Consider the following 20,161-nt stretch of genomic DNA (forward strand, 5'->3'; position numbering starts at 1 on the left):
TATTGGTTGGTAGACTCAAATGTACGGAAATAAGACAATCGTTAATGGCGGATAAAAGATTGCATTTAGTAGTGTTTTTGTAAGACTAAATTTATAAAATAACTTAATATTATGCATTTCATCGATTTTATTTGTCGATTATCGATGTTTCGATTAGTTTTACGACGTCAAAAATTCCCAAAATCATTATCTGATGAAAAAAATATTTACTCTTGCACTAATCCTCGCCGCATCGACGCTTTTGGCAGCCATTCCCGCAGCTGAAAAAATTGCCCTCATCCGACTTTACAAAAACACGAACGGCGCCCAGTGGACCAATAAATGGGATTTGAAAAAGCCCGAAACGCAATGGTACGGCATATCGATTAAGAACAATCAGGTTGTAGCGATCGACCTGTCGAACAATAATTTGAACGGTACGTTGCCGGTCGAGCTCGGAAACCTTACCGGATTGGTAAAACTTAACTTGTTCAAGAACAATCTTACGGGACAGGTTCCGGCCAGGATCGGCCAGTTGCAAAACCTGCAATTCCTGAATCTTGCTTTCAATAAATTCGAGGGTGCGATCCCGACGTCCATCGGACAACTCTCGCAATTGCAAAGCCTTGAAATGTACATGAACCGTTTTAGCGGAACGATTCCAGCCGAGATCGGGCAATTGTCCAAACTGCAAACGCTTTCACTGTACAACAATGAATTGGAAGGGGAATTGCCGACAAGCCTCTATGCGATGACATCACTGAAAGTGCTTTTGCTGAGCAGCAATAAACTCAACGGGAAGTTGAGCCCGGAAATGGGTAAATTGGCGGCACTTGAAAACCTTAGCCTTTTCGAGAATAAATTTGACGGACAAGTGCCCTTCGATCTTGAGAAGTTGAGAAACCTCAAAGAACTCAATATTTCCTATAATATGTTCAACGGACTGGTTTCCCGCAAACTCGCCCAACTGGACACGCTACACATGACGATGCTCAACGAGCAAGGTGTTGCCACTACGCTCAAGGTTGAGAGAGACAACACTGCAATTGCCGACGAAGACTAGATTTCTCATATACTATGTTTCTGCAAAAGGCCCGTTGTTCGACGGGCTTTTTTATTGGCTTAACGCCGAGAGGATTTCGTTGGCCAAAAGTCCGCTTCCGCCTCCGTAGTGCGGAATGATAATGATTTCCGGCTTTTGCGCGCGAAATATTCCGCTTAAGTCTCGTTCGCTTTCATCGGGCAAACCGCAGCCCAGCAGCACGATGTCAAAATCGTTTTGGGCGAACAATGACACGGCGTCAAAGTCGGTTGCGGCGCCGAGCCCGAGCCAGTTTTCCCTGGCGTTGATCAGGCGCAGTACGGTTTCGGTGATTTCCGCGTGGCGGCCGACATACAATATCTTGATCATAGTTTCCAATTTTATTTCCTTAAAAATTTAGACCCGACAAATTCGCATATGCCGGGCCTAAAAGCACCAATCAATCAAATCTCCGGATTGCCCGGAAAGTATTATTGCTTAACGAACTGCAGCTCGATCGCAAAGCGAACTTCCTCGCTTACCAAAAGTCCGCCCGATTCCAACGCGGCGTTCCAGGTCAATCCCCAGTCTTTGCGATTCACTTTTCCCGTGATCGAAAACGCAGCCTTCGTATTTCCCCACGGATCCTGCAACAATCCGCCGTATTCCGCGTCGAGGGTGACGGGCTTCGTGAGGCCGTGCAACGTCAGATCGCCGGTAAGGGTATAATCGTCACCCGATTTTTTCACAAATCCGCCGGCCTTGAATGAAAGTTTAGGGAATTGTTCGGCGTCAAAAAAATCAGCGCTGCGCAAATGAGTATCGCGGTCTGCGTTGCCGGTGTTGATCGAAGCGGTTTCTGCCGAGAATGCGATTTGAGCCGTGGTGAAATCGTCTCCATCCGTCTCTATGGTAGCTTCGACATTGTCAAATTTTCCGGATACGTTGGTAAACATCATGTGTTTTACTTTAAATCCGATTTCTGAATGTGTAGGGTCGAGGACCCATTTTGTTGTTGACATAATATTTGAATTAGATGATTAGATAATTAGTCAATTAGCGAATTAGCGAATTAGCGAATTGGCGAATTGGCGAATTTTTGAATTTACTTGTTTAGTGTTTATTTGAGCGACATCGGAACTTCCATGAGCAGGATTTCGGCGTCTTGGGAGTTGGCGGTGATGTCGATCGCCGAAGTGTCCCAAATGCCGAGCCCGTCGCGTTCGTTGAGCGCAATGTTGCCGATCGAAAAATCGCCTTTGATCACGAACGCATAAATGCCGTTTCCGGATTTTTTGAGCGAATATTCCGCATTAGCGTCCTTGTCGAAAGTGCCCAAATGGAACCAGGCATCCTGATTGATCCAAACACCCTCATCGTCGGAATTGGGCGACAGTATTTGCTGGAGTTTGTTGTGACGGTCGCTCTGGTTCAGCGTGATCTGGTCGTATCGAGGCGTAACGTTGCGCTTGTTCGGATAAACCCAAATCTGAAGAAACTTCGTCAGCCGGTCCTTGTTCTTATTGTATTCGCTGTGGAAAATTCCTGTCCCGGCGCTCATCACCTGGATGTCACCTTTGCGGATCACGGCAGTGTTGCCCATTGAATCCTGGTGTTCCAAGTCGCCTTCGAGCGGAATTGAAATAATTTCCATGTTGTCGTGAGGATGGCGTCCGAAGCCCATCCCGGCATCGACGCGGTCATCGTTCAAAACCCTCAGGACGCCAAAGTGCATTCTCTCGGGATTGTGATAATTCGCGAAACTGAACGTGTGATGGGAATCGAGCCAGCCATGGCTTGCGTGACCTCTCGTATTGGCTTTGTGGAGCACCGTATTTTCAAGGACTTTAGATTCGGTATTCGGCAGATGATTGAAGCCGACAGGTTCGAGTTCCTTGATTTCATCGATGTCGTTCTTGAGCACTTCGCCCATCGCGGCCGATGCTACGAACATTCCGGTTCTCATCAGCCCTTTCTTTATAAAATCTTTTCTGTCCATTGCGTTGCGTTTTATTTACAAGGCAAAGTTGCGGCAGATTTGGGTCGTGGGCATTGAACTAGGACAAGAAATTAATTAGCGAATTAGCGAATTAGCGAATTTGTCAATTAGATGATTAGTCGATGAGATGATTAGTTGATGAGATGATTAGTCGATGAGAGGATTATTCGATGAGATGGATAGTCAATTAGATGATTAGTCGATGAGATGATTAGTCAATTAGATGATTAGTCGATGAGATGGGTAGTCAATTAGATGACTGGTCAATTAGGCGAGGGATGGAGGTGGTTTGAAGCTGTTCCGGCTGTTCGCTAATAGTCCTCGCGGTCAACGCCCATTTTTTTATGCGTCGCGCCGGCTTCCTTCGGTCGCCGCGCCACGCATAAAAATGGAAGCGTTTACCGCTGCGGGCTATCCGCTTCCATCCGGGCTAGTTCCGCGTTGCGAGATCGGGCCGGCATGGTGGCATGATTCCTTACCGTCAGTGTTCCAAACGGAAATGCTTATCTGTCCTTAACAGATTCTCATCTTCGCAAATCCCGTATAAGGTGGCCAGCAAATCGCGCAGCTCGTCTGGCGGAAACATTGATTTTATGTATTTCTTTTTTCCGTTGTAATATACGATCAGCGTTTTTACCGATCCGTCGCAGCACAGTTTATCATCCGCTGTAATATTGTCAAGGTCGGCCATATAAAGTTGCCTGCTCAGTTTCCTGAATGTTTCCGGTCGCAATTTCCCTACAAAATAACCTGTGCGTGAAGAATCGGTTTCCATATTTCCAGATTCTTTATACACCTTTCGGCATGCACGCTTACCGTGAGGTGTCGGTTTATTTCCAGATGATATGTCGGGCATTTTCCAAAACAGCCAGAAGTATGGAAAACGACTTTGTTCACCACAATATATGGTTTTTTCTCGCAGGCCGTCACGAATGCGATCGCCACCATCCACCAATATTTTCGTAAAGAGATTATAATTGCCATTTCTGAATCGTTGCACATCGGCTAAAAATCATCCTCCGGCCAACCGCTTGCGCACCTTGGACAAAAATTCCGGTGAGATCCCAAGGTAAGACGCAATGTAATGTTGGGCGACGCGCTGCGGTATCGTCGGGTAAAGCTGTAGGAATTCCAGGTATTTTTCGGTAGCGTTTTTGGAGACCGAATCGAAAAGTCGGTGTTGGGTCGCTGACAGGTTGCGTTGCACCAAAATCCGGAAGGCGCGTTCGAACTTTGGTACACGGGCAAAAAGCTCCTCTTTGCTTTCTGGCGTAAAAACCAGGAATTCGCAATCTTCAAGCGTTTCAATGAACACGCGGCTTGGCCTCGTTTCGTAAATGCTGAATGAAATATCGGACAACCAATTGTCTTCGACCGCAAATTGCAGCACGAGCTCGTTCCCTTCCTCGTCGATGTAATATTTACGCACGCAGCCTTTCAGGACATAGGCTTCAAAATTGCACTTTTCCCCTTCGCGCAACATAATGGTCTTTTTCGGCACGAATTGGGGCTCGATCAACCCATGCAGCACGGAAAACTCGGCTTCGGTAAACGAGACATAACGCGAAAGGTTGTGATTCAGGTTGGCTTCCATTGGCAGATATTTGGCTAAAATTACCAAAAAATCTTGTTCTGCTTCAAGTTTTGCGAACAGCCAAAATTCGTAATTTTGCGTAATTAAAAAAATGGGGATGATTTTCGAGAAGCAGTTTGACAATCCGTTCCAAATCAGGATTTCGTTTCACAAAGTGTTGGAAGCTTTGGAAGCGATCGCTGAGTCGGACGTAGACTTTCGCGCCAACTATGCAAAGGGATTGCTCGCCGCTGCGGCAGAAGTTCCCGAACTCCGGACAGGCATCACAGACCATCAGCTTATTTCGGACCACGGCGTGTTGATCCGCCATTTGCTAGCCGATCTCTTTCCGACGGCACTCACCAAAAACGAGATCAAGGCCATAACGATCCCTTTCCACCACATCATATTCAACCATACCGAGCGTTTCCAGCAAATCCTGCTCAACGCCGGCCCCGGTTTTGACATCAGCATACGCGATTTCAGCGAGCACCAGTTTTATGTGATGAGCTGTTGCATGATCCTCAAATATTATTACGGCCACGACGTGGATTTCGCTCGCCCGGTTTTTTATGACATTCCTGATTCCGACGGCAGCATCAAACACTATCGCATCCTGTATAATGCCGATTTCCTCGAAATCCTCAAGACCGGCGACGCGCCTGAAATTACGCCCGAAGACATCAACCTGTTGCTTGACAACTTCGACAACTTCGAACTCTGGAAGGCAAAATTCCCGATAAATTCCTGGATACTCAGCGGTTTCGGCATTATGACGCTTTACGACAACACCGTCGAAAGCGCGGTTTCGCTGCTCAAGGAAAACCTGTTGGCCCCGGACAAGAAAAAGAAAAACAAGGAAAACGATGTGCTCGAGGGTATTTTCAGGTCGATTTACCGCATTCCTAATTTAAGGCTGGGTTTTGCAGAATACCATTCCGAAGAGCAAAAGTTCCGTTCTGCCACGCTGGGCGCCCATGTTCCGAGTGTTTTGCTGGCCGACAGGCAAGAGCGCGATTACAACGACATTTGCGGCTGCTCGATGGATAGCCTAGTCGAGGATAAGAAATATTTCGCGATCTCAGATGTCGAAGCATTTGGGCAGGAGTATCCTACGGAAAAAGATTTTGCCGACCATTTGCTTACGCAGGACGTCCGCAGTGCGATTTTTGCACCCATTATGAAAAACGGACGCGTCCTGGGAGTGTTCGAGTTGGTTTCGTCAGTGCCGAAGCAACTCAACAGCATCAACGCCAACAAGCTCGACTTCATCCTGCCATTCATTACCGATACGATGGACCGCTATTATTCCGAAAAGCAAAATTACATAGACGCCATCATCCAGAAGGAGTATACGGCGATCCATCCGAGCGTTTACTGGAAGTTTCGCGAGGAAGCCGATTTGCATACGATTCCTGAAAATTCCGACAAGCCGTTCCGCGAAATCATCTTTAAGGATGTGTATCCGATGTACGGCCAAATCGACGTAAAAGGCTCGTCCGTGGCCCGAAACCAAGCCATCCAGGCCGATCTCAAAAAGCAAATTGAACTGTTACTGTCGATACTGACCGACCTGGCTTCGGCTCACAAGCTGCCCGTGCTCGAACAGCATGTTTTCGAACTCGAGAAATTGCAGGGCCAAATCCTCGAAAACCTCAAGGCTGACTCTGAGTCTGTGGCCCAGAATTATATCTTGAGCGAGATCCATCCGATGCTCGATCACTTCAATTCCTATCCGGACATGGCGGAAAAGATCGCGGCTTACGGCAGAATGCTCGATCCGGCCTACGGGATGGTTTACAACGAACGCAAGAATTTCGACGAAACGCTTTCGCTGATCAACAAAAAAATGGCGGCCGTACTCGATAAAAAGCAGGAAGAAGCCCAGGAATTTTTCCCTCATTATTACGAGAGGTTCAAAACCGACGGCGTCGAACACAGCCTGTATATCGGGGCTTCGATAGCGCCAAAGAAATCCTATAACCCGATCTTCCTCGGGAACTTGCGGCTTTGGCAACTACAGGCGATGTGTGAGCTCGAGATCGAATATTTCAAGTTGCGTCCGACCTTGCCATACGAACTCGACGTTACCTCGCTGATCCTGGTTTACAGCACGCCGATTTCGATCCGTTTCCGAATGGACGAGAAGCGCTTCGACGTGGACGGAACTTATAACGCCCGTTACGAGGTCGTCAAGAAACGCATCGACAAATCGCGCATAAAGGGAAGTGAGGAACGTATCGCGCAAGCCGGAAAGATTACGATCGTGTTCTCGCAAAACCAGGAGGAAGCGGAGTACAGGCGTTACATCCGACTTTTGCAATTCAAGAACAGGCTTGGCAACAATGTCGAATCGTTTGAGGTAGAAGATCTTCAGGGCGTTACGGGATTGCGTGCGCTACGCGTCGAAGTGCTGTATCAAATCACCGAAGAAGGCGAAAATTACACTTTCGACGACCTCGTCAGGGAACTTAGCCTAAAAGCTTAATACGATTTGAACGCGACCACGAACGCGACCACCGAACTGATGATGCCGAACATGAAAATGTTATACGTGATGCGCAGCAGCTTGTATTTGCGCTCGAGCACGGTTCCCAGCAAGTAAAGGTCTTTTATCAGGGATTCATAAAGGTAATTGCGGTCATCCATCATTTCCTTCATCGCGTTTTGATAATCGGCGAGCGGCATTTTCGAAAAATTTCCGAAGAACAACAAATTGATCTTGCGATTGGCTACGTCCTGAGGATTATAGGTAGCCGAACTCACCTTGGGACGCGTGGCCAAAATCGCGAAGATGATCGATATGACGCTGAACATCAGCATGATGAAGGTAGGCGTTACCAAATGCGCATTGCTCGGGCTGTCGAGTTTTGGGATCAGTGTCGACAACGCGATCGAAATGATGATGGCGTTGACCGAAAGCAGGATGTTGGCCTTGCTGTCTGCGATCTGGCTCAATTGGGTGTGGTTGTTGAGCGTTACCCGAAATAGGGTTTCGACACCCCGATCAGGTTTTTTTTTGTCCTTTTTCTTTTCGTTTCCAGGGTTTTCCTCAGACTCCATTTCTTTGAGTTTTTGTTGTATGGACGCTATGTTTTTTTCTTTTTGGGACTGCCAATGGTTTCTGGCGTAATCGGTGTGGAATTTGTGCCACTTGGTGAGCATCTCGAGATTGCCTTTGGCCCATTCCGAATCACTGTAGACACGGCCCTGCGACGCCCATTCTTCTCTCAATAAGGACGCGATTTTTTGGTACTTCTCGCTTCCGAAATGCGAACAGTCGGCATCCCGAATGATTTTCTCGGGAGTAGTGTCGGGCTCGAGGCACATTTCGGTAATTCGGATAAGCTTTTCCGCCAACGCGGCGGTTTGCGGAGGCACGCGGTTTTCTGAAGCAAATTCATTGAAGATCAGTGCACTGTTGTTTTCGTGTTTGTCGGGCCCGTTTATGTAGCCGGTGTCGTGAAACCAGGCCGCGAGTTCCAACGCTGACCTTTCTTCGTCAGACAACACTTCGCTTTCCGCCAACTCCAAAGCCGATGCGACTACGCGTTTGGTGTGCTCAAAATTATGGTAAGTATATGAATCAGAAAGTTTATCTTTGAGTAGGTTGCGCACGAATTTTTCGGCTGTCTCGGGAAGTGTCATTGTCACCATTTTACCTTACCAAATTATGAAATTATTTTCGGTTGCCGCGAGCGTACGGCAAAATATGAGGCTTTTGGCGATTCTGGCCGTGTTCGCCATGTTCCAGTCTTGCGCCACGCATTCTGCCAGGTTCGGGGAAGAATCCGGAAAGATAAACGACGACTTCGACTCATCTGCCGTTGCACATAAGTTTTTTCTTGTAGGTGACGCCGGAAACTGGACCGGTACTCAAACGCCCGAAGTGTTTTCTTTATTGTCCGAAAAACTGAAAGCTGCCGATAGCGCAAGCACATTGCTCTTCCTGGGCGACAACGTGTATCCGCTTGGGCTTCCGAAACCCGATGCGCCAAATTATGCCGACGCTATCGCGAGGCTGCAAAAACAGATCGACCTTTCGCGCGACTTTAAAGGCAAGACAATTTTTATTCCCGGCAACCACGATTATTACCAAGGGTTGGCAGGCGTCCAGGACCAGGCTAAATTCGTCGTTTCGGCATTGAATCACAAACGCGCCTTCATGCCAAGAAAAGGCTGCGGCATCGACAAGATGGACATCGACGAATCGACCGCGCTGATCGTCGTCGACAGCCAGTGGTTCCTCGAAGATTGGGACGATCATCCTACCATTAACGAAGATTGCGATATCAAAACGCGCGAACTTTTTTTCAAGGAACTGAAAGACAAAATCAACGATTACCAGAACAAGACGGTCATTCTGGCCATGCATCATCCGCTGATGAGCAACGGCGCCCACGGTGGGGAATTTTCAGCACGGAAGCACATTTTTCCGTTTGCCGCCAAAATACCGCTGCCGACCGTGGGAACGGTGATCAACGTGCTCAGGAAAACTTCGGGGCTCAGTCCGCAGGATTTGCAAAACAAGAAATACAATGCGTTCGTGAAGCGTGTCAAGACGTTGGTCAGCGGAAGCGATAACGTCCTGGTCGTATCCGGTCACGACCACAACCTGCAATATATCGACAGGGAAGGGATAAAACAGGTCATCAGCGGCTCGGGTTCCAAACAGGAGGCGGCGCGCATCATCGACAAGCGCGATTTTTCATTCGGCGGAAACGGCTTTGCCGAAGTTCGCGTACTAAAAAACGGGGCGACGAGCGTTTCCTATTTCGCTCCCGATTCCGATAAGCCCGATAAGATGATTTTCAGGACGCAGGCACTTCCGGCGCGACGGATTCCCGCGATCAGGGAGTATCCGACGACGTTTGCGCCGACTAAGGATACGGCTGTGTATTCGGAGAAAATGACCAAAAAAAGCGGCTTTTATCGCTTTCTCTGGGGAAAACACTACAGGGAATATTACAGCAAATTGGTGCGCGCGAGCCAAGCTTCTCTCGATTCGCTACACGGCGGATTGACGCCAACCCAATCCGGTGGCGGAAACCAATCGATGTCGCTGAGGCTCGTAGACAAGGACGGGAAAGAGTACGTGATGCGCGCGCTCAAGAAAAGTGCGACGCGTTTCCTTCAAACGGCGGCGTTTCGCGATCAGGCCATTGCCAAGGATTTCCAAAATACCTATACCGAGAGTTTCCTCATGGATTTTTATACGACATCGCATCCGTATTCTGCATTTGCGGTGGCCAATATGTCCGAAAGTATCGGGATCTCACATTCCAATCCGGAGTTGCTTTTTATCCCGAAACAGAATGCGCTCGGGATTTACAACGACGAATACGGAGGTGAACTTTATTTGGTAGAAGAGCGTCCGATGGACAAATTCAAAGACCTCAAGAGCTTCGGCCAACCGGATAAATTTGTAAGTACGGACGACGTTTTGGCCAATCTCAGGTCGGATGCGAAATATTCGATCGACAAAAACTCGTGGATACGCGTCCGTATGTTTGACATGCTCATCGGAGATTGGGACCGCCATCCCGATCAATGGAGATGGGGCGAGTACAAGTCGGACAAAAAAGTGGTCTACCGCCCGATTGCCCGAGACCGCGACCAGGCATTCAGCAAGGTAGACGGCGCGCTTTTATCCATCCTCATGAACATTCCGGCGCTACGGCACATGAAGCGTTTCGACGAAGATGTCCGCAACGTGAAATGGCTCAACAAACAGGCTTATGCGCTCGACCTGGCGTTCGTTCCGCTCGCAAATGAAGAAGATTGGGTGCGTGAAGCCAAATGGGTAGCGGAGAATCTGACCGATGCCGAAATCGACGCGGCGTTCAAAACCATGCCTAACGAGGTACAGGACGAAACCGTCGACAAAATAAAACAACAACTCAAGATACGACGGACCCATCTTGAGAAGTACGCCCGAAAATATTACAAAGTATTGCAGCGCACGGTACTTGTCGTAGGAACCGAAAAGCAGGATAAGATCGAACTGACGCGGTCAGGCCGCGATACCAAAGTGGAAGTGTTCCGACTAAAGAAAGATGGAAGCAACGAAAAAACGTACGAAAAGACGTATTCGCGCTCGGACACCAAAGAAATTTGGGTATATGGGCTCGGCGATAAAGATACGATAGAGGTAAAAGGCAAGGGGAGCCGTAAGATCAGGTTGCGCTTGCTTGGCGGCAACGATTCCGATACCTATATCGTTGAAAACGGAAACAAGGTAACGATCTACGATTTCAAATCAAAAAGCGACGATTTGCTCAAAGCGGGCAATGCATGCCTGTCCATTTCGGACGATTACGAGGTGAATACCTATGACTTCCTGAAGCCGAGATACAACGTTTTTGCAGGCTATCCGATGGCCGGTTTCAATCCTGACGACGGCGTAAAAATTGGAGCGGTTGTAAATTATACGGTATTCGGGTTCGACCGTAATCCGTTCACGCAAAAACACAGCATAGGAGCCAATTATTTCTTCGCAACGAGCGGTTACGAACTATATTACAAAGGCATTTTCCCAAAAACGATCGGGCATTGGAATCTACTCGTGGAGGCGCGATATACGAGCCCGAATTTCAGCCAAAACTTCTTCGGGTTCGGCAATGAAACCCAAAACAACGATAACGATGAAGGCCTCGACTACAACCGCGTCAAAATCCGGACGGTAGAAGCGGCACCTACGTTGCAGTGGGTTGGCGAACAAGGGGCTTCGGCGAATTTGCAGGCCGGCTTCGAGCGCATTTCCGTCGACCGTACCGCAGGCCGTTTTATCGCGGAGCCGGGCGCGATCAATCCGGATGTTTTCGACTATAAAGACTTCATTGATATCAACGGGGAATACCGATTCGACAACTACGACAACGTCTCGAAGCCCACTTTGGGATTTACGTTCTCGGCTTTGGCGGGTTACAAATTCAACCTAAAGGATTCCGAACGCAACTTGCCGTATGCCGAAACCGGGATGGGAATTACGTACAAGCTTACGCCGAGAGGCAAAGTCGTACTCGCCACGTTTGCCAAGGCGAAGTTCCTTTTCAACGACGAATACGAATTTTACCAGGCCGCGACCGTAGGAGGCGATATGGATATGAGAGGGTTCCGCAACCAGCGATTCGCGGGCCAAAAGTCGTTTTACCAAAGCACCGACCTACGTTGGGACATCGGCAAGTTCAGGACGGGTATCGCCCCGTTCAGCTACGGAATTTTAGGCGGGTTCGATTACGGACGCGTCTGGCTTGAAGGAGAGGATTCCGATAAATGGCACCAAACGTTTGGAGGCGGGATTTGGATCAACGGCGTCAACCTAGTCACCGGCCGCGTTTCCTATTTTCATTCTACCGATGGCGGTCGTGTTTTCGTAGGATTAGGGTTTGGCTTCTGACAAATCGAGGCGGTAGAGAGTGCCGCCGATTTTTTTCGTTTTCTCGTCCGTAATCAAGATCTCGTCGTTCGTCGCGAATCCAAGGCCTTCTTTTTGGGAGAAATGGTCGAGTTCGATCGTTTCCACTTTTCCGTCGAAGAACGCATCTGAAGAAAATCCGGTGAACAAAAACACTTTGTCTCCCGTAAGCAATGCGACCTTGCGTCCGTCGGGACTGATGTCGGCCGCCGTGATCGCGCAACGGTTGAATTTACAGCAGGTCTTGAATTCCCCTAATTTTTTTGCGACGTGGTGGCCCGGCTTGTTCGGTATTTTATAAAGAAATGTCGTACCGTCGAAATTGGCGCTTCGATTCTTGGTGAACAGGTAAAAGTGACCGTCTTTTTCAAAAAACGCTTCGCAATCAAAAAAACGCTCACTTTTTTTGGGAGGAAATTCGGTCTGCTCCAGGTAATGAAACGTCGTCTTTTGGGAGACGCTTGCTTTCCTGTCGCTTAATTCCGATGCTGATATCTTAAAGATCGCCAGATCACGGCGCTTGTTGTCGTTGTTTCCGAAGTCTCCGATGTATAGGTTCCCGGCATCATCGGACGTCAATTCTTCCCAATCTTCATTGTTCGCATTTGTCACCATTACGGATTTCAGCAATTTTCCGGAGCGGTCAAGTGCATATACTATCGGCTCATTCCCGTGATCCTGGGCCGTCCAAATCGTATTGCCTACGACCTCACAAGCGGAATTTTCGGCCAGAGCCGACGGCAATCCACCAAGGGTTTCCAATCTCGAATTCTGTGCACACGCCGCGCAAACCAACAACAACGTAAGGGAAAGGTTCTTCATGAGATAAAAATAAACAAACCTTAAAAACACGGCGGCCGATTTCACAAAGTATTAGTATATCGCTAACAGGACGGGTTTATTCGTTTCGGTAACTTAGAGTAACCTAAATACGAAATTATGATACAGAAGATAAACGAAGTACCTGCAAACATGGTAGCTTTTCGCGCTTCGGGAGAAGTGACGAAAGAAGATTTTGAAAACGTGTTCCCTGAAGTCGAGGCGTTAGTGGAGCGAACAGGCAAACTCAACTATTTGCTGGAATTGGAAACGTCTCCGTCGAACTTTACGATGGGCGCGTGGTTGCAGGATGCCTTGCTAGGAATCAAAAACATCACGAAATGGAACAGGGCCGCGATCGTTTCGGATTCCGATGCGGTACGCACCTTTACCGATGCATTCAGCAAGGTGATGCCGGGTGAATTCCGAGGTTTCCCAAAAGAAGAATTTGACCATGCCGTCGACTGGGTTTCGGAAAAAACAATTTGAGTTTCAGGCAAAAGTGTAGCAATCGTGTAAGGTTTTTACAAACGGATTGCGTAACTTAAGGGTTCGTTTAATTAAAATCCTTTTCGCCATGAAAGCCCAAAAACTACACCAACCACAACCTAAGGCGCGCAGGGAGTTCGCCAAAAGACTATTTGTCGAATACCGAAAAGTTTCGCTTAAAAGTGACCAATACATGAGCAATCTCATGGTGACCAATAGCAATTGCCTGAAGTACAACAACATCAACACTTTATTATTATTTTGACCATGAATCCGAATAAAGACTATAACAACGACCTCAATAATCTCGAGAGCGACAATGACGAATCGCGCAACCTCAGGGAACATGCAGATGAAAAAATCCGCGCTGTGGATCTCGATAACGGAAAAGGAGACGATTTCGATTTTTCTTCTCCAGACAAATACCTCGCGATGGAACAAAAAGGCGTTTCGTTCACGCCCGATGCCGATCCGATGGCGCTCAATCCTGACAATATAGAGTTTCGCCAACATGGGCAACTCTCGGATGAGTTTGACCTCAACAATCGGAACAGCCGCAATGCCGAGGCGTTCAGCCAGGACGAATACATACTTCGGGACAACATCGATCTCGATGAAGACCAATCTCAGTCGATTTCATCAGATGAAGAAATCGACACCAACGAGCACAACGACGGATTATAACGTCCGCAACTAAAAAAGCCGCAATGTTTAAATTGCGGCTTTTTTTATTTTTTGTATATCGCTAATCGGAATAGATCGACTTGAGCTCGATTTGGTTGAAGACAATGTGTGCCTCACGTTCTTCGGTTATGGCTTGACTGATATGGCCCGAAGCGATTTTTTGATCGAGGGCATCGGCCACAGACAGCAGTTGTTCGTATACGCTTATCTCGTATTGCATGATGCGGCGACACGCCATAGTAATCGCCTCGTCTCTTTCGTACCCGGACTTCGCCGCGGCTACCGCCGATTCGGAGTTTTGGAACAGGTCCGCTATCGATTGATCCTTCGAAAGTAGTGCGCGCTCGCCCAATGTGTCGAAAATGTGCAGTAACCTGTCGATCTGGTGCTCGGTAACGCGTGCATGTGATTGCAAGGCGAGGATCAGTTCGTAAGAGGTGGCGGTTTTTTCTAAATTAGGGAGCAGGTCGAGCAGTGTCTTTTCAGACCAATAACGACGTTTGAGTTCTTCGTCGAATCGATCTGACAATTCCTGCCTGGAGACAGATTGAGGGTTAGGGGCGGGATTTTGAGGGGACTTTGAAGGTGTTTTGGTTCTCATAATCATATCGGCATTGATATTACCAAATTTCAGGATATTGGCTCCGATACTTTTACAGCAGGATTTGCGAAAGTTGCACGATTATACATTAAATAAAGAGCCGCAGCACCAACATGCAGTCGTATGCCTTTACATAAAATTTCCCGATGTTTTCAGCAATCACCTTGTTGCAATTGTCGCTTTGACGTTTCAATGCATTTGGAATGTTCAGATTTTTCATCACTCAAAAAATTAACGGGATCGCATTTTTTTAACTTTGTTGTTTTCTTTCGGTACCGCGCGATTGACGACCGACGGGTTCCAAAGCATTCTCCCGAAAGTTTCATCTTCGAGGTCTTCAAAGGAAGCGCGTTGCTTGGACTGCGTTTTATAAGTAGTGGTTTTCATTTTTGTATCGATTTATAGTTTACAAATTTTGGTTTTCGGATACTAATCTGCCTTATAGCATTTCGTCAGAAAATTGCACTTTATCATTATCGGAATGATACAAGCCGAAATAAGAATCCTGTAAATTATAACCGGCTGACTTTCATGAACTTTGTAAAAAAGCCACAGTCATGAGAACAAAGGAAACCAGAAAACAGGAAATGACGGAAAAGAGCAACCCATCTGAAAACGAAAACTTTTTTGTCACGTTACCTTCGACGTTGAATTACGTAAGGGAATCAGATGAAGACGATGCCGGATTAGGGTATCCGGACTTTTACGAAGACACCGATAACATGAATCGCTATTTGTGGTAACCACTTTCATATCACGCCAATGCGAATGAAACGTAATTTTTATCAATTTTTACTTGCACGTTCGCATAATGGTCGTATATTTGCAACCGAAACAGCGCGGGATAGAGCAGTAGGCAGCTCGTCGGGCTCATAACCCGAAGGTCACAGGTTCGAGTCCTGTTCCCGCTACTAGATAAGCTCCTAATTGGGAGCTTTTTCTTTTTATATCGGTGGTAATCATTCAGAAATCTGCCAAAAAAGCTTGCACATGAACATGAAAAAGATTGTCGAATACCGCGCATTACTCGGTGTTACGAAAACCGCCACGCTGAAAGAGCTCAAGACGATTTACCGCAACAGCATGAAAGACATCCATCCGGATACGATTGCAGATGCCGACGAACGTCACCTGGCTGAGGAAAAAAGCAAGCATATCATCGAAGCGTACCACTTCCTGGTGAGTGTTGCGCCGGAGACGGCCGAGAAAAACAAGGAAGCGTATGCCAAGACCACATCGGCTTCTCCTATTTTCGAGTTTTATTACGAGAATCAGGCGCTTTACATCACGTTTGCTGATGGCAGCACTTACGAATATTTCGGTGTTCCGAAGGCCATTTATATCAAAATGATCAATGCTGAATCCCCGGCCCGTTTCGCCAGACGCCACATTTACGGCACCTATCTCTACAGAAGCGCCCAGAAGATCGTCGCAAACGCCGAATAATGCAAATCAGTCCATCTTATCCGATGGATTTTTTGTTTCGGTAAAACAGCAGTTCTACATCTGATTTCTCCCATTTCCCGATAAAGAGAATTATCTTTGCCAAAACTCGCATTATGCACAAAGCTGGCTTCGTCAATATCATCGGAAACCCGAACGTAGGAAAATCGACACTCATGAACGCGTTTGTCGGTGAGCGACTTTCGATCATTACCTCCAAAGCCCAAACGACGCGCCATCGCATTCTGGGCATCGTCAACGGAGAAGATTTCCAGATCGTTTTTTCGGACACGCCCGGCATCATCAAGCCTGCTTACGAAATGCAGGAAGCGATGATGGTATTCGTGAAATCGGCTTTTGAAGACGCAGACGTTTTGGTTTACATGGTCGAAATTGGGGAGCAGGCGCTAAAAGACGAGGCATTCTTTAAAAAAATCGAACATTCCAAAATCCCGGTTTTGCTGCTGCTGAACAAAATCGATACTTCGAACCAGGAACAGCTGGAAACACAAATCGGATATTGGAAAGAAAAATTGCCGAATGCGGAAATCTATCCGATCTCGGCCCTCAATAACTTCCACGTCCCTGAAGTGTTCAACCGCATAGTGGAACTGCTTCCGGCCTCGCCGCCGTTCTATCCTAAAGACCAGTTGACGGACAAGCCGGAACGCTTTTTTGTGAACGAGATCATCCGCGAGAAAATATTGCTGAACTATAAAAAGGAGATTCCGTATTCGGTTGAAATCGAGACGGAGGAATTTTTCGAAGATGAGACGATCATCAGGATCCGGGCCGTGATCATGGTAGAACGCGATACCCAAAAAGGCATTATCATCGGGCATAAAGGAGAAGCGTTGAAACGCGTCGGGATCCAGGCACGCGCCGATCTCGAAAAATTCTTCGACAAGCAGATCCACCTTGAAACGTATGTGAAAGTCAACAAAGACTGGAGGTCGAACGCGCGTCAACTCAAGCGTTTTGGGTATGACAACAAATAGTCGCGTCTCTCCCCAAATTTTCAAGACCAAAGAAGGCTTTTGCCTGGTTTTTCCGGACCGCCTTGTTTTCAGTAAAAACGAAGATGGGAAAATTTCGGCAGAAGATAAGAAGGACTATACCGGCTGCGCCTTGTTCGTCTTTGCGATTTTGTCGCTTTTTTTCGCGAAAGCGGCCTTCGGAAACTTTATCGACGGCCATTATTTTGCGGGATCGATGTGGCTGCTCGGCGCACTTTTCACCACTTTTTGTCTTTACAACAGTTGGAACAGCCGGGACGCTGACGTTCTGAAGCGTCAGGATATCGTCTCGATGAAGCTCACGCGACATAGTTCGGTTTACAAAAATTCCTATCTCGACATCGAATACAGGCGTTATCGCAAAAAGCAAGACATGAGGGTCGAACTCCGCGGTTCGCTCAAACACGGAGATGCCGAGGCGCGCCATGCAATACGAATCCTGACTCTTGAGGGTATTCTGGTACAGGATGGCGTTGCGGTTTCCGGTATTCCGTATGAAAATCTGAAGATAGAGCATCAAAGCAAATTGGCAGTGTTTTACGACGCTCATCCCCCTACTTTCGACTGGTCGGAATTGCCCGAAATCCAGGAAGTCGAAAAAGAATTGGACTTGGTTTTTCCGAAATCGTATTTCGAATACTTGGCGATTGCGGGAGGTGCCAATAGGATGCGCTACCAGGACATTGAATTTTTCGGTCTGTCGAAACTGGAAAGCCGGAACAAGGAACTGCGCAAAAAGATAAAGGCGCTCGATGCCGATTTTTACGAGCAGACGCCATTGGTGACGTTCGCTTTCCGCAACGGCCGTTATCTTTACTTCCGCCTCGACGCTGGTTTTGATCCAAAAGTGTACGAGATTCTCGCCGATAAATCAGCAGCCGACGCACCCGGTCTGGATGAGCCGATTGTCATTGCCGCGTCGTTTTCCGAACTTATTGGCAAAGCAGTCGATTCCCAGGTTTAAGCTACGATATTTTCCATCAGGTCGTGCAAGCGCGCAGCCTGCTTATACGAAATCCGGCGGTTCCATTGTGCTAGCAAGGCCAGCCCAAACCATAACGAGATCGCACCGAACATAAACAGCAATTCCTTTCCGGCAGGTTCTGACGCCGAGATCTTGACGTATAGAAATAGGACGCTCGCCACAAATGAGACAAAGGCGACCGTCCGCATGACGAGCAGGAAGACCCATAAAACAGGATTCTCGACATATTGGCCTTTTACCACGGTTTGCCCGGACCGGTCGCTGACTTCCAAATGCAGCAATGGCGACCAGACCTGTTGCTGGTCTTCGGCCACCTCCAGCCAAATATGGTTTCCATTCTGCTTTACTATGTAGTCGCGATTTGAGTGCGACTCGAATGAGCGGCAAGTGCGCTTGATTTCGTCGGCGGACTTCATCGTCGATTTGTGGAAGTGGTCGGGATAGGAGATACGGGCTTTCATCTGCGTCTTCATTTATCGGATAACGTCCGAAGTTGCCGCATTATTTGTTAAAGACGGTTAAAGGTTTGCCAACGACAACGCAAATGTAAATGGCTCAGGAAACTAAAAGAAAACGTACCTTTGCCGCAAAATTCTTAAGTATGGGCAATATCGTAGCGATCGTGGGTAGGCCAAATGTCGGAAAGTCGACGTTGTTCAACCGCATGATCCAGAGGAGGGAAGCCATCGTCGATTCGGTAGCAGGAGTAACGCGCGACCGCAATTACGGCAAAAGCGAATGGAACGGAAAGGAATTTTCTGTTATCGATACAGGCGGTTACGTAAAAGGGTCGGATGATGTTTTCGAAGGTGAGATCCGCAAACAGGTGGAACTCGCAATCGACGAAGCGGACGTCATCCTTTTTATAGTAGACGTCGAGGAAGGCATCACGCCAATGGACGACGAAGTGGCCAAGTTGCTCCGAAAGGTCACCAAACCGGTAATCTTGGGAGTAAACAAGGTAGACAACGCGATGCGCGAAAAAGATGCGATTGAGTTTTATAACCTCGGTTTGGGCGATTACGTCACGTTCGCTTCGACTTCCGGTAGCGGAACGGGCGAGTTGCTCGACGCGCTCATCGATGCGTTTCCCGAAAAGCCGGAACCGACGCAAGAGGAAATCGCTTTGCCGCGTTTTGCAGTCGTCGGACGCCCGAATGCAGGGAAATCGAGCATCATCAACGCACTCATAGGCGAAGATCGCTATATCGTAACCGACATCGCGGGAACGACGCGAGACGCCATAGACACCAAATTCAACCGTTTCGGATTCGACTTCAACCTGGTCGATACGGCCGGAATCCGCCGCAAGGCAAAAGTCAAGGAAGATCTCGAATTCTACTCCGTGATGCGTTCGGTGCGCGCCATCGAGAATGCCGACGTCTGTATTTTGGTGATCGACGCCACACGCGGATTCGAAAGCCAGGACCAGAATATTTTCTGGCTTGCCGAAAAAAACCGCAAAGGTGTTGTGATCGTCGTGAACAAATGGGATCTCGTTGAAAAGGACACGATGTCGACACGCGATTACGAAGCCAAAATCCGCAAGGAAATCGAACCGTTTACGGATGTGCCTATCATTTTTACATCGGCAACGACCAAACAGCGATTGCTCAAGGCGCTTGAAACAGCAGTTGGCGTTTTTGAAAGCCGCAAGCAGCGTATCCCGACCTCGAAGTTCAACGAGTACATGCTCAAGATCATCGAGCACATGCCGCCTCCGGCACTTAAGGGCAAATACGTCAAGATCAAATATTGCATGCAACTGCCGACTCCAGTCCCTCAGTTTGTGTTTTTTGCAAATCTCCCGCAGTACGTGAAAGAGCCGTACAAGCGATTTTTGGAGAACAAGATTCGCGAAAAGTGGGACTATTCGGGTGTGCCGATGGACATTTACATTCGCGAGAAATAAAATGAGCCCTGGTTGACGCCAGGGTTTTTTCGTATGGATTTGTTACAGATTGGTAAAGGAAATTAAATTGTAACAGATGTTATAGTTTCTTCCGTCTCACGCGCCTTTATCACGAAGGGCCAAATGATTTTTGAGTGTAAACCCGATTGCAAATGACGGCCACTGTGAAAAAATGTCAGGCTTCCCATTCGGAATGTTAAAAAATTTGTAAGAAATTTTACCT

Annotated in this window: 22 protein-coding genes and 1 tRNA gene; 12 read left to right on the plus strand and 11 right to left on the minus strand. The window is 47.8% G+C overall.

The genetic code is table 11. From position 1 onward, the window contains the following. The first annotated feature begins 193 nt into the window (after nt 1-193). Nucleotides 194-1,042, plus strand: a complete 849-nt coding sequence (locus HC229_RS12535; RefSeq protein ID WP_191020840.1) for a leucine-rich repeat domain-containing protein — start codon at nt 194-196, stop codon at nt 1,040-1,042. Between the two features lie 51 nt (nt 1,043-1,093). Here the strand turns inward: HC229_RS12535 and HC229_RS12540 are convergent, their stop codons facing one another. The 5 genes from HC229_RS12540 to HC229_RS12560 form a co-directional block, all read right to left on the minus strand. Then, nucleotides 1,094-1,390: a response regulator gene (locus HC229_RS12540; RefSeq protein WP_191020841.1), complete on the minus strand. Its 297-nt coding sequence runs from the start codon at nt 1,388-1,390 to the stop codon at nt 1,094-1,096. A gap of 101 nt (nt 1,391-1,491) precedes the next feature. Beyond that, nucleotides 1,492-2,022, minus strand: a complete 531-nt coding sequence (locus HC229_RS12545; RefSeq protein ID WP_191020842.1) for a YceI family protein — start codon at nt 2,020-2,022, stop codon at nt 1,492-1,494. A 98-nt stretch (nt 2,023-2,120) separates the two neighbouring features. Further along, nucleotides 2,121-2,999, minus strand: coding sequence for a pirin family protein (locus tag HC229_RS12550; RefSeq protein ID WP_191020843.1), 879 nt, complete (start codon nt 2,997-2,999; stop codon nt 2,121-2,123). 481 nt (nt 3,000-3,480) lie between these two features. Continuing rightward, a complete protein-coding gene (locus tag HC229_RS12555; RefSeq protein WP_191020844.1) occupies nt 3,481-3,774 on the minus strand; it encodes a hypothetical protein in 294 nt (97 codons plus the stop codon). Between the two features lie 237 nt (nt 3,775-4,011). Further along, on the minus strand, nt 4,012-4,593 hold the full coding sequence (locus tag HC229_RS12560; RefSeq protein ID WP_191020845.1) for a Crp/Fnr family transcriptional regulator: 582 nt from the start codon (nt 4,591-4,593) through the stop codon (nt 4,012-4,014). Nucleotides 4,594-4,690: 97 nt separating this feature from the next. Between HC229_RS12560 and HC229_RS12565 the strand changes: the two genes are divergently transcribed. Next, a complete protein-coding gene (locus HC229_RS12565; protein WP_191020846.1) occupies nt 4,691-7,060 on the plus strand; it encodes a GAF domain-containing protein in 2,370 nt (789 codons plus the stop codon). On the opposite strand, the gene HC229_RS12570 is transcribed toward HC229_RS12565, so the two are convergent. Further along, nucleotides 7,057-8,220, minus strand: coding sequence for a Pycsar system effector family protein (locus HC229_RS12570; RefSeq protein WP_191020847.1), 1,164 nt, complete (start codon nt 8,218-8,220; stop codon nt 7,057-7,059). The two genes, HC229_RS12565 and HC229_RS12570, sit on opposite strands and share 4 nt — an antisense overlap. A gap of 25 nt (nt 8,221-8,245) precedes the next feature. Here HC229_RS12570 and HC229_RS12575 point away from each other — a divergent pair, with 25 nt between their 5' ends. Beyond that, nucleotides 8,246-11,971 (plus strand): metallophosphoesterase, encoded by a 3,726-nt coding sequence (locus HC229_RS12575; RefSeq protein ID WP_191020848.1) that lies wholly within the window; start codon nt 8,246-8,248, stop codon nt 11,969-11,971. Here the strand turns inward: HC229_RS12575 and HC229_RS12580 are convergent. Beyond that, nucleotides 11,954-12,811: a hypothetical protein gene (locus HC229_RS12580; RefSeq protein ID WP_191020849.1), complete on the minus strand. Its 858-nt coding sequence runs from the start codon at nt 12,809-12,811 to the stop codon at nt 11,954-11,956. The two genes, HC229_RS12575 and HC229_RS12580, sit on opposite strands and share 18 nt — an antisense overlap. A gap of 117 nt (nt 12,812-12,928) precedes the next feature. Between HC229_RS12580 and HC229_RS12585 the strand changes: the two genes are divergently transcribed. From HC229_RS12585 to HC229_RS12595, 3 genes are all read left to right on the plus strand, one after another. Continuing rightward, nucleotides 12,929-13,297, plus strand: a complete 369-nt coding sequence (locus HC229_RS12585; protein WP_191020850.1) for a SpoIIAA family protein — start codon at nt 12,929-12,931, stop codon at nt 13,295-13,297. An 88-nt stretch (nt 13,298-13,385) separates the two neighbouring features. Continuing rightward, nucleotides 13,386-13,562: a hypothetical protein gene (locus HC229_RS12590; protein ID WP_191020851.1), complete on the plus strand. Its 177-nt coding sequence runs from the start codon at nt 13,386-13,388 to the stop codon at nt 13,560-13,562. Between the two features lie 2 nt (nt 13,563-13,564). Then, nucleotides 13,565-13,981, plus strand: a complete 417-nt coding sequence (locus tag HC229_RS12595; RefSeq protein ID WP_191020852.1) for a hypothetical protein — start codon at nt 13,565-13,567, stop codon at nt 13,979-13,981. A gap of 61 nt (nt 13,982-14,042) precedes the next feature. Here the strand turns inward: HC229_RS12595 and HC229_RS12600 are convergent, their stop codons facing one another. The 3 genes from HC229_RS12600 to HC229_RS12605 form a co-directional block, all read right to left on the minus strand. Continuing rightward, nucleotides 14,043-14,582 carry a DUF892 family protein gene (locus HC229_RS12600; protein ID WP_191020853.1) on the minus strand — a complete coding sequence of 180 codons (540 nt, stop codon included), beginning with the start codon at nt 14,580-14,582 and terminating at the stop codon, nt 14,043-14,045. Nucleotides 14,583-14,670: 88 nt separating this feature from the next. Further along, complete coding sequence (locus HC229_RS16670; protein WP_255508184.1) at nt 14,671-14,802, minus strand: hypothetical protein; 132 nt, start codon at nt 14,800-14,802, stop codon at nt 14,671-14,673. An 11-nt stretch (nt 14,803-14,813) separates the two neighbouring features. Next, entirely contained in the window at nt 14,814-14,969 is a 156-nt protein-coding gene (locus tag HC229_RS12605; protein WP_191020854.1) for a hypothetical protein, read from the minus strand. Nucleotides 14,970-15,139: 170 nt separating this feature from the next. Between HC229_RS12605 and HC229_RS12610 the strand changes: the two genes are divergently transcribed. The 5 genes from HC229_RS12610 to HC229_RS12630 all read left to right on the plus strand — a co-directional run bounded on the left by HC229_RS12610 (nt 15,140) and on the right by HC229_RS12630 (nt 18,005). Then, nucleotides 15,140-15,325, plus strand: coding sequence for a hypothetical protein (locus HC229_RS12610; RefSeq protein WP_191020855.1), 186 nt, complete (start codon nt 15,140-15,142; stop codon nt 15,323-15,325). Between the two features lie 95 nt (nt 15,326-15,420). Then, nucleotides 15,421-15,493 (plus strand) — tRNA-Met (locus tag HC229_RS12615). A gap of 85 nt (nt 15,494-15,578) precedes the next feature. Beyond that, complete coding sequence (locus tag HC229_RS12620; protein WP_191020856.1) at nt 15,579-16,028, plus strand: KTSC domain-containing protein; 450 nt, start codon at nt 15,579-15,581, stop codon at nt 16,026-16,028. Between the two features lie 110 nt (nt 16,029-16,138). Further along, on the plus strand, nt 16,139-17,023 hold the full coding sequence (gene era, locus HC229_RS12625) for a GTPase Era (RefSeq protein WP_191020904.1): 885 nt from the start codon (nt 16,139-16,141) through the stop codon (nt 17,021-17,023). Next, nucleotides 17,010-18,005: an SMI1/KNR4 family protein gene (locus HC229_RS12630; protein WP_191020857.1), complete on the plus strand. Its 996-nt coding sequence runs from the start codon at nt 17,010-17,012 to the stop codon at nt 18,003-18,005. Before era ends, HC229_RS12630 begins: the two co-directional genes overlap by 14 nt. Here the strand turns inward: HC229_RS12630 and HC229_RS12635 are convergent. Next, nucleotides 18,002-18,487, minus strand: a complete 486-nt coding sequence (locus HC229_RS12635) for a hypothetical protein (protein WP_191020858.1) — start codon at nt 18,485-18,487, stop codon at nt 18,002-18,004. The genes HC229_RS12630 and HC229_RS12635 overlap by 4 nt on opposite strands. A gap of 140 nt (nt 18,488-18,627) precedes the next feature. Here HC229_RS12635 and der point away from each other — a divergent pair, with 140 nt between their 5' ends. Beyond that, nucleotides 18,628-19,938 carry a ribosome biogenesis GTPase Der gene (gene der, locus HC229_RS12640; protein WP_191020859.1) on the plus strand — a complete coding sequence of 437 codons (1,311 nt, stop codon included), beginning with the start codon at nt 18,628-18,630 and terminating at the stop codon, nt 19,936-19,938. The last annotated feature ends 223 nt before the right edge of the window (nt 19,939-20,161 follow it).

This window comes from Flavobacterium selenitireducens (assembly GCF_014748335.1).
GTDB lineage: Bacteria > Bacteroidota > Bacteroidia > Flavobacteriales > Flavobacteriaceae > Flavobacterium > Flavobacterium selenitireducens.

Coding starts and splice junctions, on each gene's coding strand:
- HC229_RS12540 (WP_191020841.1), bottom strand. CDS start 1,390: ATGATCAAGATATTGTATGTCGGCCGCCACGCGGAAATCACCGAAACC.
- HC229_RS12535 (WP_191020840.1), top strand. CDS start 194: ATGAAAAAAATATTTACTCTTGCACTAATCCTCGCCGCATCGACGCTT.
- HC229_RS12550 (WP_191020843.1), bottom strand. CDS start 2,999: ATGGACAGAAAAGATTTTATAAAGAAAGGGCTGATGAGAACCGGAATG.
- HC229_RS12605 (WP_191020854.1), bottom strand. CDS start 14,969: ATGAAAACCACTACTTATAAAACGCAGTCCAAGCAACGCGCTTCCTTT.
- HC229_RS12600 (WP_191020853.1), bottom strand. CDS start 14,582: ATGAGAACCAAAACACCTTCAAAGTCCCCTCAAAATCCCGCCCCTAAC.
- HC229_RS12560 (WP_191020845.1), bottom strand. CDS start 4,593: ATGGAAGCCAACCTGAATCACAACCTTTCGCGTTATGTCTCGTTTACC.
- HC229_RS12635 (WP_191020858.1), bottom strand. CDS start 18,487: ATGAAAGCCCGTATCTCCTATCCCGACCACTTCCACAAATCGACGATG.
- HC229_RS12630 (WP_191020857.1), top strand. CDS start 17,010: ATGACAACAAATAGTCGCGTCTCTCCCCAAATTTTCAAGACCAAAGAA.
- HC229_RS12610 (WP_191020855.1), top strand. CDS start 15,140: ATGAGAACAAAGGAAACCAGAAAACAGGAAATGACGGAAAAGAGCAAC.
- HC229_RS12555 (WP_191020844.1), bottom strand. CDS start 3,774: ATGGAAACCGATTCTTCACGCACAGGTTATTTTGTAGGGAAATTGCGA.
- HC229_RS16670 (WP_255508184.1), bottom strand. CDS start 14,802: ATGAAAAATCTGAACATTCCAAATGCATTGAAACGTCAAAGCGACAAT.
- HC229_RS12580 (WP_191020849.1), bottom strand. CDS start 12,811: ATGAAGAACCTTTCCCTTACGTTGTTGTTGGTTTGCGCGGCGTGTGCA.
- HC229_RS12595 (WP_191020852.1), top strand. CDS start 13,565: ATGAATCCGAATAAAGACTATAACAACGACCTCAATAATCTCGAGAGC.
- der (WP_191020859.1), top strand. CDS start 18,628: ATGGGCAATATCGTAGCGATCGTGGGTAGGCCAAATGTCGGAAAGTCG.
- HC229_RS12590 (WP_191020851.1), top strand. CDS start 13,386: ATGAAAGCCCAAAAACTACACCAACCACAACCTAAGGCGCGCAGGGAG.
- HC229_RS12565 (WP_191020846.1), top strand. CDS start 4,691: ATGATTTTCGAGAAGCAGTTTGACAATCCGTTCCAAATCAGGATTTCG.
- HC229_RS12570 (WP_191020847.1), bottom strand. CDS start 8,220: ATGACACTTCCCGAGACAGCCGAAAAATTCGTGCGCAACCTACTCAAA.
- HC229_RS12585 (WP_191020850.1), top strand. CDS start 12,929: ATGATACAGAAGATAAACGAAGTACCTGCAAACATGGTAGCTTTTCGC.
- HC229_RS12575 (WP_191020848.1), top strand. CDS start 8,246: ATGAAATTATTTTCGGTTGCCGCGAGCGTACGGCAAAATATGAGGCTT.
- HC229_RS12545 (WP_191020842.1), bottom strand. CDS start 2,022: ATGTCAACAACAAAATGGGTCCTCGACCCTACACATTCAGAAATCGGA.
- HC229_RS12620 (WP_191020856.1), top strand. CDS start 15,579: ATGAAAAAGATTGTCGAATACCGCGCATTACTCGGTGTTACGAAAACC.